18 protein-coding genes and 1 tRNA gene are annotated in these 14,622 nt (G+C 63.8%); 13 read left to right on the top strand and 6 right to left on the bottom strand.

Annotated elements, in window-relative coordinates:
- Positions 1–180: 180 nt before the first annotated feature.
- Together G410_RS17555 and G410_RS0114635 are read left to right on the top strand one after the other, a co-directional pair.
- A complete protein-coding gene (locus G410_RS17555; RefSeq protein ID WP_156851980.1) occupies positions 181–1,179 on the top strand; it encodes a hypothetical protein in 999 nt (332 codons plus the stop codon).
- A gap of 93 nt (positions 1,180–1,272) precedes the next feature.
- Complete coding sequence (locus G410_RS0114635; protein WP_022674407.1) at positions 1,273–1,866, top strand: carboxymuconolactone decarboxylase family protein; 594 nt, start codon at positions 1,273–1,275, stop codon at positions 1,864–1,866.
- 58 nt (positions 1,867–1,924) lie between these two features.
- On the opposite strand, the gene G410_RS0114630 is transcribed toward G410_RS0114635, so the two are convergent.
- Entirely contained in the window at positions 1,925–2,224 is a 300-nt protein-coding gene (locus tag G410_RS0114630) for a PRC-barrel domain-containing protein (RefSeq protein ID WP_022674406.1), read from the bottom strand.
- Position 2,225: 1 nt separating this feature from the next.
- Positions 2,226–2,762 carry a hypothetical protein gene (locus tag G410_RS0114625; RefSeq protein WP_022674405.1) on the bottom strand — a complete coding sequence of 179 codons (537 nt, stop codon included), beginning with the start codon at positions 2,760–2,762 and terminating at the stop codon, positions 2,226–2,228.
- A 350-nt stretch (positions 2,763–3,112) separates the two neighbouring features.
- Here G410_RS0114625 and G410_RS0114620 point away from each other — a divergent pair, with 350 nt between their 5' ends.
- Positions 3,113–3,553, top strand: coding sequence for a CHRD domain-containing protein (locus G410_RS0114620; protein ID WP_084489276.1), 441 nt, complete (start codon positions 3,113–3,115; stop codon positions 3,551–3,553).
- 197 nt (positions 3,554–3,750) lie between these two features.
- Complete coding sequence (locus G410_RS17035; RefSeq protein WP_022674404.1) at positions 3,751–4,521, top strand: RNA methyltransferase; 771 nt, start codon at positions 3,751–3,753, stop codon at positions 4,519–4,521.
- Here G410_RS17035 and G410_RS0114610 read toward each other — a convergent pair.
- Entirely contained in the window at positions 4,491–4,793 is a 303-nt protein-coding gene (locus G410_RS0114610) for a chorismate mutase (RefSeq protein WP_022674403.1), read from the bottom strand. The genes G410_RS17035 and G410_RS0114610 overlap by 31 nt on opposite strands.
- A gap of 289 nt (positions 4,794–5,082) precedes the next feature.
- Here G410_RS0114610 and rpsD point away from each other — a divergent pair, with 289 nt between their 5' ends.
- From rpsD to aguB, 7 genes are all read left to right on the top strand, one after another.
- A complete protein-coding gene (gene rpsD, locus G410_RS0114605) occupies positions 5,083–5,697 on the top strand; it encodes a 30S ribosomal protein S4 (RefSeq protein WP_028971533.1) in 615 nt (204 codons plus the stop codon).
- A gap of 140 nt (positions 5,698–5,837) precedes the next feature.
- Complete coding sequence (locus G410_RS0114600) at positions 5,838–7,574, top strand: M28 family metallopeptidase (protein WP_022674401.1); 1,737 nt, start codon at positions 5,838–5,840, stop codon at positions 7,572–7,574.
- Between the two features lie 9 nt (positions 7,575–7,583).
- Positions 7,584–8,579, top strand: coding sequence for an agmatine deiminase family protein (locus G410_RS0114595; RefSeq protein WP_022674400.1), 996 nt, complete (start codon positions 7,584–7,586; stop codon positions 8,577–8,579).
- A 32-nt stretch (positions 8,580–8,611) separates the two neighbouring features.
- Entirely contained in the window at positions 8,612–9,505 is an 894-nt protein-coding gene (locus tag G410_RS0114590; protein WP_022674399.1) for a class I SAM-dependent methyltransferase, read from the top strand.
- A 132-nt stretch (positions 9,506–9,637) separates the two neighbouring features.
- The gene (locus G410_RS17550) at positions 9,638–10,786 is read left to right on the top strand and encodes a GGDEF domain-containing protein (RefSeq protein ID WP_022674398.1); all 1,149 of its coding nucleotides are present in this window, start codon (positions 9,638–9,640) and stop codon (positions 10,784–10,786) included.
- 155 nt (positions 10,787–10,941) lie between these two features.
- The gene (locus G410_RS0114580) at positions 10,942–11,139 is read left to right on the top strand and encodes a hypothetical protein (RefSeq protein ID WP_022674397.1); all 198 of its coding nucleotides are present in this window, start codon (positions 10,942–10,944) and stop codon (positions 11,137–11,139) included.
- Between the two features lie 6 nt (positions 11,140–11,145).
- Positions 11,146–11,997 (top strand): N-carbamoylputrescine amidase, encoded by an 852-nt coding sequence (aguB, locus tag G410_RS0114575; protein WP_022674396.1) that lies wholly within the window; start codon positions 11,146–11,148, stop codon positions 11,995–11,997.
- A gap of 61 nt (positions 11,998–12,058) precedes the next feature.
- On the opposite strand, the gene G410_RS0114570 is transcribed toward aguB, so the two are convergent.
- Entirely contained in the window at positions 12,059–12,331 is a 273-nt protein-coding gene (locus tag G410_RS0114570; RefSeq protein WP_022674395.1) for a hypothetical protein, read from the bottom strand.
- 187 nt (positions 12,332–12,518) lie between these two features.
- Positions 12,519–13,208: a uracil-DNA glycosylase gene (locus G410_RS0114565; RefSeq protein ID WP_211215035.1), complete on the bottom strand. Its 690-nt coding sequence runs from the start codon at positions 13,206–13,208 to the stop codon at positions 12,519–12,521.
- An 84-nt stretch (positions 13,209–13,292) separates the two neighbouring features.
- Here G410_RS0114565 and folK point away from each other — a divergent pair, with 84 nt between their 5' ends.
- Both folK and G410_RS0114555 read left to right on the top strand, forming a co-directional pair.
- Positions 13,293–13,808 carry a 2-amino-4-hydroxy-6-hydroxymethyldihydropteridine diphosphokinase gene (gene folK / locus G410_RS0114560; protein ID WP_022674393.1) on the top strand — a complete coding sequence of 172 codons (516 nt, stop codon included), beginning with the start codon at positions 13,293–13,295 and terminating at the stop codon, positions 13,806–13,808.
- A gap of 15 nt (positions 13,809–13,823) precedes the next feature.
- Positions 13,824–13,899, top strand: a tRNA-Lys gene (locus G410_RS0114555).
- A gap of 19 nt (positions 13,900–13,918) precedes the next feature.
- Here G410_RS0114555 and G410_RS0114550 read toward each other — a convergent pair.
- Positions 13,919–14,587, bottom strand: coding sequence for a spermidine synthase (locus G410_RS0114550; protein WP_022674392.1), 669 nt, complete (start codon positions 14,585–14,587; stop codon positions 13,919–13,921).
- Positions 14,588–14,622 lie beyond the last annotated feature (35 nt).

Here is a 14,622-nt window from a genome sequence, read left to right as displayed (position 1 = left end):
CCTCCGCGCCGCCGCTTGGGACTGGCCGCGGCGCTGTACATAGCTGGACCCCGGCTCGGGGGCCGGGGAGACGGGGCGTTCGGTCTTGCCGCACTCGAAACCCAACAACATTCCCTCTGTCCTACAACCCCCCTCATGCATTATATGGTCGGTCCGCTGAACAATCAGAGGACCGAATCAATGCTGCCCACAGACCCCATGTCATCGCCGTCCGGCGCGCCGTTTTCGCACGATGCGTCCGGCGGGTCGCTGCCTGTGGGCGCGGGCTCTGCGCGGGCGGATGAGGCCGGATCGGCGCCCTGCCCCCTCCCCGCTCGTCAGCCGCGCCAGAACAGCGCTTTGGACCGCGCCCCATCGCCCCGCGACATGCGGCTCACCGGTTGGACGCCGCAGGTCAAATGCGGTTTTCTGGAGGCGCTCGCGCGGTGCGGGAATGTGCGCGATGCCGCTGCCTTCGTCTCGATAAGCCGGGAGGGGGCGTATAAGCTTCGGCGGCGAGACCGGGCCTTTGCGCTCGCCTGGGAAGGGGCGCTGGTGCAGGCGCGCGAGCTGGCCGAGGATGTGCTGCAGGACAAGGCGCTGAACGGCATCACCGAACAGCTTTCTTATCATGGCGAGGTGATCGACACGCGCACGCGGTTCGACGGGCGGCTCCTGCTGGCGCTGCTTGGGCGGCTCGACAAGCGGGCGGAGAGCGAAACGGCGATGCTGGGCGCGGACCGGTTCGATGCGCTGCTTGATGCGATCTCGGCGGATGCGGATGCGGGCGATCTGCTGGAAACGCCGGCCGAGGCGCGCGCGCGCGCTGCGGCCGAGGCGCAGGCGGCGCGGATTGCGGCGGCGCAGGAGGACGAGGCCGCGCAGGAGGACGACACCCACATGATCTGGGACGAGGGGGACGAGTGGTACACCGACTATCCAGCCCCGCCCGGTTATGACGGCATCGAGGATGGCGACTATGGCGATGCGGACTATCGCCGCACCCTGAGCCCCGAGGAGCTGGCGGCGCTGGGGGTGGAAGAAGAGGCGGCGGATCTGGCGCGGGCCGAGGCACAGCGCCGCGCGGCCTTCGGGCTGGATGCGGTCGACGGGGAAGATGAGCGGGAGGAGCAGGAGCAGGAGCAGGAGCAGGACGAGGAGGAGACGGCGGGGGCAGAGATTGCGTCTCTGGACAGTTGACCTGTGTGAACCGGAGTGGCGGGGCGCACGCAACCAGCGGGGCCGGTGCCGCGTTCCCAGCGCACCACCCTCCCGAAGAAGGATCACTCCCCCATGACCGACAGCACCGTGCGCTTGCCGCCCATTCCGCCAGCCGAGCTCAGCGACGAGCAGAAGCCGCTCTATGAGGACATGAAGAAGGGCATCAGCTCGGACTTCAACGCTTTCCAGACCATGGTGCAGGACGGCCCGGCCAAGGGCGCGCTGATCGGCCCGTGGAACCCGTGGCTGCACGAGCCGAAGATCGGCCGCGCGATCTGGGATCTGACCGAGGCGATGACCGCCGAAGCCAGCCTGCCCGAGCCGGTGCGGCAGGTCGTTATCCTGGTGGTCGGCGCGCAGTTCGATGCGGCCTATGAGCTGTACGCGCATATCGCGGTGGCCGAGAAGGTCGGCATGGACGATGCCCGGCTCGCCTTGCTGTGCAGCGGCATCAAGCCGGCGGACCTGAGCGCGGAGGAAAGCGCGGGCTATGACGTGGCGTTCGCGCTGGTCAACGGCGGCACCCTGCCCCGCCCGGCCTGGGACCAGGCGGTGGCGATGTTCGGCCAGCATGGCGCGAACGAGATGATCTACCTCGTCGGCCTCTATTGCATGGTCTCCACCACGCTGAACGGCTTTGCCGTCGGGGTGCCCGAAGACGCGTGACCTGCACAAAAAAGGGGCCGCAAGGCGCGGCCCCCTCATCTGACGCTAGAATGAGCGGTCAGCCCCGGCGCGCGTCGTAATAGGTCACGGCGCTGTCCGGCGTGCGGTTATGATAGACCACCTTTTCATCGCCGATCACCAGCCGCTCGACCGAACCCATGCGGCCGTCTTCCAACCGGAACGCCACCACGCGCTCGGCCTTCTGATCGACCATCATGTCCTCGATCGTGCCGATGACCACACCAAGCTCGTCATAGAGCTCCCGGCCACGCAAATCCTGCTCGCTATGCACAAGCTTCCAGTCATCGAGCCGGTCGAAATCATCGAAGCGGCTGTCATGTTCAAATTGTTCGGCCATGTTAAATCTTCGCTCCATCCTGGAGGTTGATACCGGTCGCACGGATCACCGCGTCTACACCGGCGGGTATGTCGACGCGAATATCGTCGGGCAGATCGGCTGGATTGACCACCGAACCATCGATCGAGACCACGGAACCCGGATTGACGTCGATCATGCCTTCCTTCGCGGTATCGGGCGTCTGCGTTTCATCGAACACGACAAGCGCGCGATTTTGTTCGCTATCGCCAATGTAGAACGACATGTCGCCGGAAAGCGACTGCACCGCTACGTTGTTCAGATCGACATCACGGCCGATCAGCTGGGCGATGACAACACCGGGACCATAAATGGCCATGCCATCGGTCAGTGCCCCCATTTCCGGTACGGTCACTTCGGTCGTTTCTTCGACCATGCTGGTGTCCGCAACGACGGGAACTTCGCTGTCATCGTCCGATGCAGCAACCGCCCACCAGATGAGCGCGGCAACCACCAGCGCCAATAGCAGCCAGATCCACCAGGGGATGCCGCCTTTTTTCTCTACAGGTATTTCAGCCATGAATGTTTCCTTCCCATTAGCTCCGCCGGAATGAATTATTGCGGAGCCTCCGGGAAGACAGCGCTGTAGAGACGCTAGAGTTCCCTGTAATCCGGACTTGTTCCCGCAACCTTTAAATTTGTTAAGTCGCGATTGTACTTAATTTGGTCCAGATTTTCCGCGAGAATTTGGTTTGTTTACCCAGCGTTTGGCCAGTGTATTTGATTGATAATGCGCAGTGGCCAACGCATCATTTTACGATACCGTCGCATGCTTGACGTTGCACTTGCGCGGGAACCGCCGCACCTGCCGACCATTTCACTCCCGATACGACCGGCGGAGCGCGCCCTACCCATTCAGGAGATGACAGCATGACCCATTCCTTTCGCGGAGCCCTTGGCGTGAGCCTGATCGCAGCGGCAGCCACGCTCGCGGGATGCGCGACGGTGGCCGGCACCGTCGGCGAGAGCTATAACACCGCGCTGGTCGGTCAGCAGGAAGTCCCCGGCCCCGGCGATCCGGATGGCACCGGTACCGCCAAGATCACCGCCGACGCCACGACCAACCAGATCTGCTATGACCTGACGGTGCAGAACATCACCCGCCCCACCGCTGCGCATATCCACAGCGGCGCGCGTGGTGACATGGGCCCGCCCGTGGTAACGCTGGAAGCGCCGACCAATGGCGCGATCAGCAAGTGCATGCGCGTCGACAAGCAGGTGGCCGCCGCCATCATCGCCAATCCATCGGGCTATTATGTCAATGTCCACACCGCCGATTATCCCAATGGGGCCATCCGCGGGCAGCTATAAAGGCTGCTATAGCTAGCAGCCATGGACCTTGACGGTACCTGCGAAAATCTACCGATCGTCGCGCGCCTAATAACACTATGGCGAGGCCGCTTATGCCGTGCAGGCAAGCTGACCGGCCCTGCGGAACAGGCTTGGCCTCTCCGCATCACCGTTGCATAGCGCGGGGCATGACCGATCCATCTGCACCCGCATCTTCCATGACCCAACCGCCCGCCCCCGCCATTGTCCTGGTTCGCCCGCAACTGGGTGAAAATATCGGTAAGGCGGCGCGGGCCATGCTGAATTTCGGCATGACCGATATGCGGCTGGTCGCGCCGCGTGACGGCTGGCCCAATCCCTCCGCCGGCCCTGCTGCCAGCGGGGCAGACATCGTGCTGGAAAAGGCGCGGCTGTTCGACACGGTGGCCGAGGCGGTGGCCGATTGCGCGCATGTTTACGCCACCACGGTGCGCAAGCGCGGGGTGACCAAGCCCGTCATGACACCGGAGGCCGCCGCGCGCGAATGGGTGCGCGAAGAAGGCGGCACGGCGCTGATGTTCGGCCCCGAACGCTCCGGACTGGATACCGAGGATCTGGCGCTGGCGCGGACCATCGTCACGGTGCCGATCAATGCCGAATTCGGCTCGCTCAATCTGGCGCAGGCGGTGATCCTGACGGCGTATGAATGGAGCAAACATGACGCGGCGCTGTCCCAGCCGACCCGGATCGAGGATGAACCGCCCGCGCCGCAGGCGGAGCTTGAGTCCCTGATTGCGCATATGGATGCGGTGCTGGATGCGCGCGGCTATTTCGAGCCGCAGGATCGTGCCCCCAAGACGCGGTTGATGCTGCGGACATTGCTTACCCAGCCGGGCTGGAACAGCGGGCAAGTGCGCACCATGCGCGGCGTGCTCAGCCGGCTGGAACGTCAGCCACTGGAAGGCCGCGAAGGGCCGACTCAGCGTTCGTCGAACCGATCGAACTCATAAGCGATGGAGCTTTCCACCAGCTGATCCCACAGCGCTGCAATGATATTCGAAGGCAGGCCCAGTCCAGCGGCATAGCTGGCGGCATTCTCGATCACCTCCGCCTTGCGCGCTTCATCCCGCACGGCCCCGCGATCCGACTTGATCCGGGCGGCGGCGTCCATCATTGCGAAGCGCTGCACGAGCAGGTCGACCAGGGCGCGGTCGATCGCGTCCACATTCTCGCGGACTTCATGCATGCTTTCGGGCTGGTCTATCAGGTCTGGATTCGGCATGCGCGGTTGCTAACCGCCCGCGCGGCGCTTGTCGAACGCCAAGCCGGGGCAGAGGCATATTGTCTTGAACGATGGCAAAGAGCAGACGCCTGTCATCCGCTTCGCAATCCTACATTGCAAGCCATGGCGGCAGCTTCGGCGATGACCATGATTGACTTTGCCAGCCAGCCCCCCTAGACGCGCGCCTTCGCAATGGGCCCTGCACTCCGGTGAAGCAGAGGCCGCGTCCGGCTATATAGTCTGGCGGTGCGGTACCGGAAATGACGTTGTAGCAAATTGGAGACAGATGATGTCGAAGCGTAAATCTTCGAAGTACAAACTCGATCGCCGTATGGGCGAGAATATTTGGGGCCGCCCCAAATCCCCCGTCAATCGCCGCGAATATGGCCCCGGCCAGCACGGTCAGCGCCGCAAGGGCAAGCTGAGCGATTTCGGCATTCAGCTGCGCGCCAAGCAGAAGCTGAAGGGCTATTATGGCGATGTGACCGAAAAGCAGTTCAAGCGCGCCTATACCGAGGCGAGCAACATGAAGGGCGATACCAGCCAGAACCTGATCGGCCTGCTCGAGCGTCGCCTCGACATGGTGGTGTATCGCGCCAAGTTCGCGCCGACCATCTTTGCCGCGCGCCAGATCGTCAGCCATGGCCACATCAAGGTGAACGGCGTGAAGTGCAACATCGCCAGCCGTCAGATCGCCATCGGCGACGAGATTTCGCTGGGTGACAAGGCCAAGGAAATGGCGCTCGTCATCGAAGCGCAGGGCCTGGCCGAGCGCGATGTGCCGGATTATGTGGCGCAGGACGGCAATGACAAGGTCAGCTTCGTGCGCGTGCCGACGCTGGACGAAGTGCCCTATCCTGTGAAGATGGAGCCGAACCTGGTCGTCGAGTTCTACTCGCGCTGATCGGTTTGCCGACAATATGATGACGAAAAAGGGCGGTCCGTTTGGGCCGCCCTTTTTCATTGGGGCCGCCGCTTGCCCCCGCTGCATCGCTCTGCCAAGTCTGGCACACCCCGCGTTTTAACAGAGGATCGCCCCCCTTCATGTCCATCAAGCTTCTGACCGCCACCGCCCTGCCCGCGCTCATGCTTGCGGCCTGCACCCATGTGCCGGACGCCGCGACGCAGAGCCTCGATCAGCTGACCGGCCGCGCGCCCGCCGGCGATGGCATGGCAGAGGCGGCGGGCGGCGCGATCACGGTGCCGCCGATCTCCGAGCAGACGATGAAGGACGTGACGCGGGAACTGTCCTCCGATGCATTTCAGGGCCGCGCGCCGGGCACGGTGGGGGAAGAAAAGACCAAGGCGCTGATGGTGCAGCGCTTCCAGGCGGCCGGTCTGCAGCCGGGCAATAATGGCAGCTGGTTTCAGGACGTTCCGCTGGTGGAGATCACCGCGAAGGATTTCTCGCCGCTCACCGTCACCGGCGGCACACAGCCGCTTAGCTTCCGCAATGGCAGCGATTTCGTGGCCGTCACCTATCGCGAGACGCCCTCGGTGGACGTTACAGGCAGCGAGATGGTGTTCGTCGGCTATGGCGTCAACGCGCCGGAGCGCGGCTGGAACGACTATGCCGGCGTCGATGTGAAGGGCAAGACGGTGGTCATCCTCGTCAACGACCCGGATTTCGGCACGCAGAGCCTGGACGGCCCATTCGGCGGCCGGGCGATGACCTATTATGGCCGCTGGACCTACAAGTTCGAGGAAGCGGCGCGTCAGGGCGCAGCCGCCGCGCTCATCATCCATGACACCGCGCCCGCCGCCTATGGCTGGAACGTGGTGGAATCGAGCTGGACCGGCCCGCAATATCTCGCCCAGTCGGATGACAAGGGCGCCAGCCAGACCAAGGTGAACGGCTGGATCCAGATGGACGCCGCCAGGCGGATCTTCGCGGCATCGGGCAAGGATCTGCCCGCGCTGATGCAGGCCGCGCGGCGCAAGGGGTTCAAGGCGGTGCCGCTGGGCGAGAAAGCCAGCCTGTCCTTTGCCAATGATTTCAGCCGCAAGATGTCGAGCAACATCGTCGGCCTGCTGCCCGGTGCCAAGCGCCCGGACGAGCATGTGCTCTACACCGCGCATTGGGACCATCTGGGCATCTGCAAGCCCGCGCCCGACGGAGACAATATCTGCAATGGCGCGGTCGACAATGCCACCGGCAGCGCCGCGCTGGTCGCCTTGGCCGAAGCGCATGTGAAGGCGGGCACACCGGATCGCTCGATTGTGTTCCTCGCCGTCACTGCCGAAGAGTCCGGCCTGCTCGGATCGCAATATTATGCCGAGCATCCGATCTATCCGGTGGCGACCACGGTGGGCGGCGTGAACATGGACGCCTTTTTCATGGCCGGCCCGGCGAAGAATCTGACCGTCATCGGCATGGGCAAGAGCGATCTGGACGGCTATCTAAACGGCGCCGCCACCGCCGAGGGCCGCACGCCGGAGCGCGAGCCGACGCCGGAAAAAGGCTATTATTACCGCTCGGACCATTTCAGCCTGGCCAAGAAAGGCGTGCCGATGGCCTATTTCGAGGGCGGCGAGGATCTGGTGGACGGCGGCCGCGCGGCGGGCGAAGCGGCGGCGCTGGACTATGTCGAGAACCGCTATCACGGCCCCAAGGACGAATATGATCCCAGCTGGGACTGGTCCGGCGTGATGGCCGATCTGCGGCTCTATTACCGTCTGGGCCGCGAGCTGGCGATGACCAGCGACTGGCCGAACTGGAAACAGGGCGATGAATTCCGCGCCATCCGCGATGAAACCGCCGATCAGCGCGCCGCGCAGTAAGACCCGATCATGACGTCAACGCACTCCTTCCGTCCCTTGCCCGAATGGGCCCCGCATGACGCCGTCTGGATCGGCTTTCCCGGCGATCCTGAGGAATGGCCCACCGGCCTGTCCGATGCGCAGGCCAATGTCGCCGCCTTTGCCGATGCGGTGCACGCCGATGGCGCGGGCGAGCGGGTGGAGCTGATCGCGCGGAGCGAAGCGGATGCCGAAATCGCGCGCAGCCTGACCGGTTCGGGCATCGACATCTCCGTCATTCCCTTCGGCGATATCTGGCTGCGCGACACCGGCCCGATCATCGTGAGCAATGGGACGAGCCGCCGGGCACGCGGGTTCGGCTTCAACGGCTGGGGCGGCAAATATGTGATGTCGGGCGACGAGCTGGTGCCGGCCGCGCTGGCGGAGCGCGCCGGACTGCCGATCGATGAGAATGAGTGGATTCTGGAAGGCGGCGCGATCGACGGGGATGGTACGGGCCTGGCCGTCACCACCGCCGAATGCCTGCTCAACCCCAATCGCAATGCAGGCGTGCTGCAGCAGGATATCGAACGCTGGCTGGAGACGGATCTGGGCATCGACCGGCTGCTCTGGCTGGGCCATGGCCTGCATAACGACCATACCGATGGCCATGTCGACAATCTGGCGCGCTTCGTGGCACCGGGCCTGCTCGCCATCCCGGAACCGGCAGGCAGCAGCGATCCCAACCGCGATGTCTATGCCGACGCCGCCCGCCGTGCCCGCGCCTTTGGGCTGGACATCGCGCCCCTGCCCTCCCCCGGCAAATTCGTGCAGGATGGCGAGATCGTGCCCGCCAGCTATATGAATTTCTACATCGGCAACGCCGCCGTGGTGGTCCCCACCTATGGCCGCCCCAATGACGACGCCGCCATCCGCGCGATCGGCGCTCTGTTCCCCGGCCGGCAGGCGATCGGGGTGGACGCCACCGGCATCATCCGCGGCGGCGGCAGCTTCCATTGCTGTAGCCAGCAGCTGCCGGCGCTGTAAGACGGCATCACAACAAGTCTGGGAGAGACGCTATGAAATACTGGATTGCCGCCGCCGCTCTGGCCACCACACCGCTGAGCGCCACCATCGCGCAGGATATGACGGGTCACCACGAAGCTGGCCACGACATGGCCGGGCACGACATGAACGCGATGCCCGGCATTTCCGATGCGGCGCAGGCCAGGCTGGCCGCCGTGCTGGCCGATCCCGTTCGTGCGGACGATGCCGCGCGCGACGCCTATCGTCATCCCGCCGAAACGCTCGCCTTCATGCGGGTCGAACCGGACATGAAAGTGGCCGATTATGCCCCCGGCGGCGGCTGGTACACCCGCGTGCTGGCGCCCTATCTGGCCGATGACGGCCAATATGTCGGCCTGTTCTTCGCGCCCAACACGCTGCCCTTCCCGGATGCCTCCAAGGAAAAGATCCGCGCGCAACCCGCCGCCTTTCCAGCCGAGGAAGCCCGGTCCAACATCCCCGAAAGCAGCCTGATCGCCTATGGCACCGATACCGTGCCGGAAGACCAGCTGGGCACGTTCGATCGCGTGATCGTGGCGCGGATGATGCACAATCTGATGCGCTGGAACGTGGCCGATAACGAGCTGAAGGCGATCCGCGCGATGCTGAAGCCGGACGGCATGCTGGGCATTATCCAGCACCGCGCCAAGGAAGATGCCCCTGCCAGCTATACCGACGGCAACAAGGGCTATCTGCGCCAGCAGGACGTCATCAGCTATGTCGAGGCGCTGGGCTTCGAATTGGTCGGCACCAGCGAGGCAAATGCCAACCCCAATGACAGCGCGGACTATGCGGACGGCGTATGGACCCTGCCCCCCAGCTTTGCGCTGAAGGATCAGGACAAGGCGCGGTACGAAGCGATTGGCGAGAGCGATCGCATGACGCTGCTTTTCCGCAAGCGCAGCTGAGGAATAACGGCGCGCATCCGGCATGGCTCGATCCGCCTGCCATGCGCGCCGTCCAAAAAACTTTGCCCCGGTTACAGCAGCCCTTAACTATTATACATTAGTTGCAGGATCCTGTTCTTGGGGAAATGAACTTTGACGCTGACGGTCAGCTTCTACGACGTCATGTTCGGTCTGATTGCCGGCCTTGCCGTGCTGTCCTTCGTCTGCCTGGCGACCATGCGGGGCCAGCGGGCGCTGGCATGGCTCACCATGGCGCTGTTCATCGGCGCCATCGAGATGCAGATCGTGAAACTCGGCCCCTCATTCTGGATGGCGGCTTCCGTCTCGATGCTCATTCCAGCGGCACATTGGTGCTTTACGCAATCCGTTCGCACCACGCTTTTGCTCGGGCCTTCCCCGGCATGGCTGAACCGCACGGTGGTGCTGCTGACCGCCTGCTCGCTGGTCCTGCTGGCCGTGGGTGCCAATGATCTGGCGCAGACCATACCGTTTCAGATCGCCGCTCTTATGGCACTGGGAGACAGTATCGGCAGCCTGTACCGGGCACGTCGCCATGCGCTGGATCATGCGCTTCTGGGCGTGCAATGCCTGATGGCGGTCATGATCGTGCTGCGGATGCCGCTGCTCCCCGTCATCCTGGGCGGGCAATCGCCGCTCACCAATTTCACCCAGTCTGAAATTCTTGGCCACATCCTGACCCTTTGGGCGGTCATCGGCCCGGCCGCCGTGGCCCTGCTGATCGCCAAGGTGATCATGGCGATGGTGGAAAGCTACCGTAACCGGGCCGAGCGGGACGATCTGACGGGCCTGCTCAACCGAAGAGCGTTCGAGCAGATGCGGATCGACAGCGAGAGCGCGCTGCTGGTGCTGTGCGATATCGACCATTTCAAGCGGATCAACGATCGTTACGGTCACCCGGTCGGCGACCGGGTCATCCAGAAGCTGGCCTATATGCTGCACGATGCGCCGGGATATGCCGCCCGGGTCGGCGGAGAGGAGTTTGCGCTGCTCCTGCCCAATGCGTCCATACAGGAAGCGCGGGAGGTCGCCGATGATATCCGGCGGAGGTTCAGCGAGACGCGCGTGGACGACGTACAGGAAGACGGCATGCTGAGCGCAAGCTTCGGCATCGCGCCATCGCCGATGGGCAGCGCCCTGCACCTGGCGTTCTCCCAGGCCGATATCGCGCTCTATCAGGCCAAGCGAACGGGCCGCAACCGCGTGGTGCTGTTCAGCGCGGCGGAGCACCCAGACGGGTCGGACATGCTCGTCGCCGCCTGAACCGCTTTGGGCAGGCTCTGCCTCCAACGTAAAAAGCCGCCGCCTATGCGGATCGTGAGACAGGCACACGCACGCCGTTGCGGCCAGTGGACGCGATCCTGCCGGTCTGTCTTTTCGCTGTCCTACATGGCCGTGGCAGCCTTATATCTGTTGTCATGACTCATGTGACGCCCTCCACCCGCCTGCCCGCATCGGCCCGTCCGGGCGCGCAGGAAGAACCGCTCCTGGACAGTGTGAACTGTGTGACCCTGGGCCTGCGGTCCGCGATGGACGGCGTGCCGGCAATGCGCGCGGGCGCAGCGGCGGGCGGCATCACGGCGGGTGTGGACTTCGCGCGCGCAAAGTCCAAATAGGGCAGCATGACCAAGATCACCGTCGCTGCCCTGCAGCTCGCCCTCGATGCCGACATCCACAGCAATATCGACGCCGTCAGTGCGCTGGTGGAAGAGGCCGCCAGCCGCGGCGCGCAGATCGTTCTGCCGCCCGAGCTGTTCGAAGGCCCCTATTTCTGCAAGACCGAAGAGGAAGCGGTCTTCGCCACCGCCCGCCCGGTCTATGAGCATCAGTGCGTGCTGGCGATGCAGAAGCTCGCGGCCTCGCTCAAGGTCGCGATCCCGTGCAGCTTTTTCGAAAAGGATGGCCATCACCACTATAACAGCCTGGCCATGATCGGCCCGGAGGGCGAGCTGATGGGCGTCTATCGCAAGTCGCACATCCCGGATGGGCCGGGCTATGAAGAGAAATATTATTTCCGCCCGGGCAATACGGGCTTCAAGGTCTGGGATCTGTTCGGCGCGCGGATCGGCGTCGGCATCTGCTGGGACCAGTGGTATCCGGAGTGCGCGCGCGCCATGGCGTTGATGGGGGCAGAGCTACTCTTCTATCCCACGGCCATCGGATCGGAACCCTATGACGCCACGCTGGATACCCGCCACATGTGGCGGCGTGCGATGCAGGGCCATGCCGTGTCCAACTGCATGCCGGTGATCGCGGCCAACCGCATCGGCGTGGAGCAGGGCCAGGCCTTTTACGGCCACAGCTTCATCACCGATGAGTGGGGCGAGCTGGTCGAACGGTTCGACAGCGTGGAGGAGACCGGGGTGCTGTTGCGTCGCATCGATCTGGCCCAGGCCGCCATGCACCGCGCGGGCATGGGCTTCTTCCGCGATCGCCGTCCGGATCTGTACGGCCGGCTCGGTGAAGATCGCTAGAGCCCCAACGAAAAACGGCCCCGGATCGCTCCGGGGCCGCTCAAACGGAAAAGCGTTACGCTTACTGCGTGTCGCCCATGCCGGTCTCGCTGGGAGCGATCTCGCCATTGTCGTCCATCTGGTTGGCTTTTTCTTCGCCAACTTCTTCGACCATGTCGGCCTTGTTCTCAAGTGCTTCTTCCTGCACTTCGCTCGTGGCGTTGTCGGCCATTTCGTCGATCTGATCAGCCTGTGCTTCTGCGCTATCTTCAACAGCGTCGGCTTCCTTGCTCTGGCAAGCCGTCATCAGGGTGGCGGAGCTCAGCAGAGCCGTGGCGATTACAAATTTACGCATGATATTCTCCCTAGTTGATCGCGGTCTAACCCGCTCGATCGGCGCGCAACTTCGCGATATGTGCGACCAGTTGCAAGCGAAAAGCGCCGAGCTGCATGGCCCCTTCCCGCTTCGGCACAGGCAATTCTTTGAAGAGGACAGAGGAAATGCAGCAAAATCAGCGGGAAAAAGCGCAGCAGCTCGGTGTTCAATCGGTCTCTCGTGTCGCGTCGAGGCCGTCTCGAAGCGACAGCGCGCGTTCGAACACGGCCTCAAACATGGCCGCGGTCAACCGTCCGGTATTCGTATTGTAACGCGAGCAGTGATAACTATCGATCAGGATTCGGCCATCCGGCAAGCGATGCTGCCGATCATGCCCGAAAGGATAGGCGGCCAAACGCCCGCCGGCATGCCGCACGAAGCTGTCATGCGCGATCTTGCCCAGGGCGATGAAGATGCGCGCCCTGGGCAACATCGCTTCCTGCCGGCTCAGAAATGTACGGCATTCGTTGATTTCCGCGGCGGTCGGCTTGTTTTGCGGGGGAAGGCATTTCACCGCGTTGATGATGATCACGCCATCCAGCGTCAGACCATCGTCGATGCGCGCGTCATATTGGCCTCTGGAAAGACCCATTTTGTCCAAGGTCGCAAACAACAGATCGCCGGCATAGTCTCCCGTGAACGGGCGTCCGGTGCGGTTGGCGCCATGTTTCCCCGGCGCCAGGCCAACAATGCCCAGCCATGCCGCCGGATCACCAAAGGCCGGTACGGGCGCATTCCACCAATCGGGATGCTCTGCGCGAAGCTCGTCGCGGAACGCCGCCAGTCGCGGGCAGAGCCGGCAGTCAATGGGCGGTTCTCCGTCTGCGAGCGGCATATCGATGAGCGTTTTGTCCATGGCCATCCCTGCCTAAACCTCCCCGGCCCAGCTTGCCAACCCTCGCTGCACGCACCTAAGGCCTGTCCTGATCAAGGTAGAACCATGTCCAACCAAACGCCCCATCGCTATCTCATCGCGCTCGGTTCGAATCGTCGCAAACTCGGCATGGTTACGCCGCAGCGTGTGATCCAGGGCTGCCTGCAGGCGCTCGCGCGGGACTTCCCTCTTGACGCCATCTCTCCCGTTCGTCCATCCGATCCTTTGGGCCCCTCCCGAAGGCGCTATGCAAATGCCGCGGCCATTCTCACCACGCCGCTTGATCCGCCACGTCTGCTGGCGGAATTGAAGGCCATGGAACGGCAGTTCGGCCGTCGCCGCGGTCAGCGATGGGGCGAGCGGGTTCTGGATCTGGATATCATTCTCTGGTCCGGCGGAACCTATCATTCGAAACACCTCACCATTCCGCATATCTCCTTTCGCGCGCGCGCCTTCGTGCTCAAACCCGCCGCGCAAATCGCCCCAGCCTGGCGCGATCCGGTGACCAACAGGACGCTTCGGCAGCTGGCCAGTCGCTTTTTGCATCCCAAGCCGCTTGACCCGGAGCCGCACCCTTTCTAGGGCACCGGTCGGTGGGGGCCCTTAGCTCAGTCGGTAGAGCAACTGACTTTTAATCAGTAGGTCGCTGGTTCGAACCCAGCAGGGCTCACCACTCTCTTTTCCTCAAACAGTTACCGGCTTGCGAACCAGATGGTGTGGCGCGGGCCTTTGCCGTTGGCGCGCGCGCGTACGGTGACTTCGTCCACGGCCATGCCGCTGGTTTTCAGTCGCTTGGTGAAGGCGCGGTCTGGGCCGGCCGACCAGTAGGCGACCACGCCGCCCGGCTTCAGCGCCGCCCTGGCCGCGGCGATCCCCTGCGTACCGTAAAGCCCGTCATTGGCCGCGCGCACGAGCCCGTCGGGGCCGTTATCGACATCCAGCAGAATGGCGTCGAACTTTCCGCGCGCCTTGCCGATCGCCTCACCGACATCGCCGAGCGTCACCGACACGCGCGGATCGTCGAGGCAGCCATCGGTCAGCGTTTCCATGGGGCCGCGTGCCCAATCAATGATCTCCGGCACCAGCTCCACCACCTCGACCGCAGCATCCCCGGCAAGCGAGCGCAGCGCAGCGCGGAGCGTGAAGCCCATGCCATAGCCGCCGATCAGCCAGCGCTGGCCGGCGCGGCCCTTCAAGCGTTCCGCCGCCATGGTCGCCAGGGCTTCCTCGCTGCCGCTCATCCGGCTGTTCATCAGCTCGTTGCGGTCCAGCACGATAATGTGATCATCACCGCGGCGGTACAGTTTCAGGTCGTCCCCACCGGGGATATGGGCGGTATCGAGATGCTCTCTTGGTGTCATGCACCGCTCTTGCCGCCCCATGCGCGAGAAGACCA

The sequence above is a fragment of the Novosphingopyxis baekryungensis DSM 16222 genome (assembly GCF_000420305.1).
Taxonomy (GTDB): domain Bacteria; phylum Pseudomonadota; class Alphaproteobacteria; order Sphingomonadales; family Sphingomonadaceae; genus Novosphingopyxis; species Novosphingopyxis baekryungensis.
The sequence above is the reverse complement of the archived record's forward strand: the minus strand, read 5'-3'. Positions and strand labels throughout refer to the sequence as shown.

Excerpts from the sequence above, each read along its gene's own strand:
- G410_RS17555 (WP_156851980.1), top strand. The coding sequence starts at position 181 with ATGCTGCCCACAGACCCCATGTCATCGCCGTCCGGCGCGCCGTTTTCG.
- G410_RS0114635 (WP_022674407.1), top strand. The coding sequence starts at position 1,273 with ATGACCGACAGCACCGTGCGCTTGCCGCCCATTCCGCCAGCCGAGCTC.
- G410_RS0114630 (WP_022674406.1), bottom strand. The coding sequence starts at position 2,224 with ATGGCCGAACAATTTGAACATGACAGCCGCTTCGATGATTTCGACCGG.
- G410_RS0114625 (WP_022674405.1), bottom strand. The coding sequence starts at position 2,762 with ATGGCTGAAATACCTGTAGAGAAAAAAGGCGGCATCCCCTGGTGGATC.
- G410_RS0114620 (WP_084489276.1), top strand. The coding sequence starts at position 3,113 with ATGACCCATTCCTTTCGCGGAGCCCTTGGCGTGAGCCTGATCGCAGCG.
- G410_RS17035 (WP_022674404.1), top strand. The coding sequence starts at position 3,751 with ATGACCCAACCGCCCGCCCCCGCCATTGTCCTGGTTCGCCCGCAACTG.
- G410_RS0114610 (WP_022674403.1), bottom strand. The coding sequence starts at position 4,793 with ATGCCGAATCCAGACCTGATAGACCAGCCCGAAAGCATGCATGAAGTC.
- rpsD (WP_028971533.1), top strand. The coding sequence starts at position 5,083 with ATGTCGAAGCGTAAATCTTCGAAGTACAAACTCGATCGCCGTATGGGC.
- G410_RS0114600 (WP_022674401.1), top strand. The coding sequence starts at position 5,838 with ATGTCCATCAAGCTTCTGACCGCCACCGCCCTGCCCGCGCTCATGCTT.
- G410_RS0114595 (WP_022674400.1), top strand. The coding sequence starts at position 7,584 with ATGACGTCAACGCACTCCTTCCGTCCCTTGCCCGAATGGGCCCCGCAT.
- G410_RS0114590 (WP_022674399.1), top strand. The coding sequence starts at position 8,612 with ATGAAATACTGGATTGCCGCCGCCGCTCTGGCCACCACACCGCTGAGC.
- G410_RS0114580 (WP_022674397.1), top strand. The coding sequence starts at position 10,942 with ATGACTCATGTGACGCCCTCCACCCGCCTGCCCGCATCGGCCCGTCCG.
- aguB (WP_022674396.1), top strand. The coding sequence starts at position 11,146 with ATGACCAAGATCACCGTCGCTGCCCTGCAGCTCGCCCTCGATGCCGAC.
- G410_RS0114570 (WP_022674395.1), bottom strand. The coding sequence starts at position 12,331 with ATGCGTAAATTTGTAATCGCCACGGCTCTGCTGAGCTCCGCCACCCTG.
- G410_RS0114565 (WP_211215035.1), bottom strand. The coding sequence starts at position 13,208 with ATGGACAAAACGCTCATCGATATGCCGCTCGCAGACGGAGAACCGCCC.
- folK (WP_022674393.1), top strand. The coding sequence starts at position 13,293 with ATGTCCAACCAAACGCCCCATCGCTATCTCATCGCGCTCGGTTCGAAT.
- G410_RS0114550 (WP_022674392.1), bottom strand. The coding sequence starts at position 14,587 with ATGACACCAAGAGAGCATCTCGATACCGCCCATATCCCCGGTGGGGAC.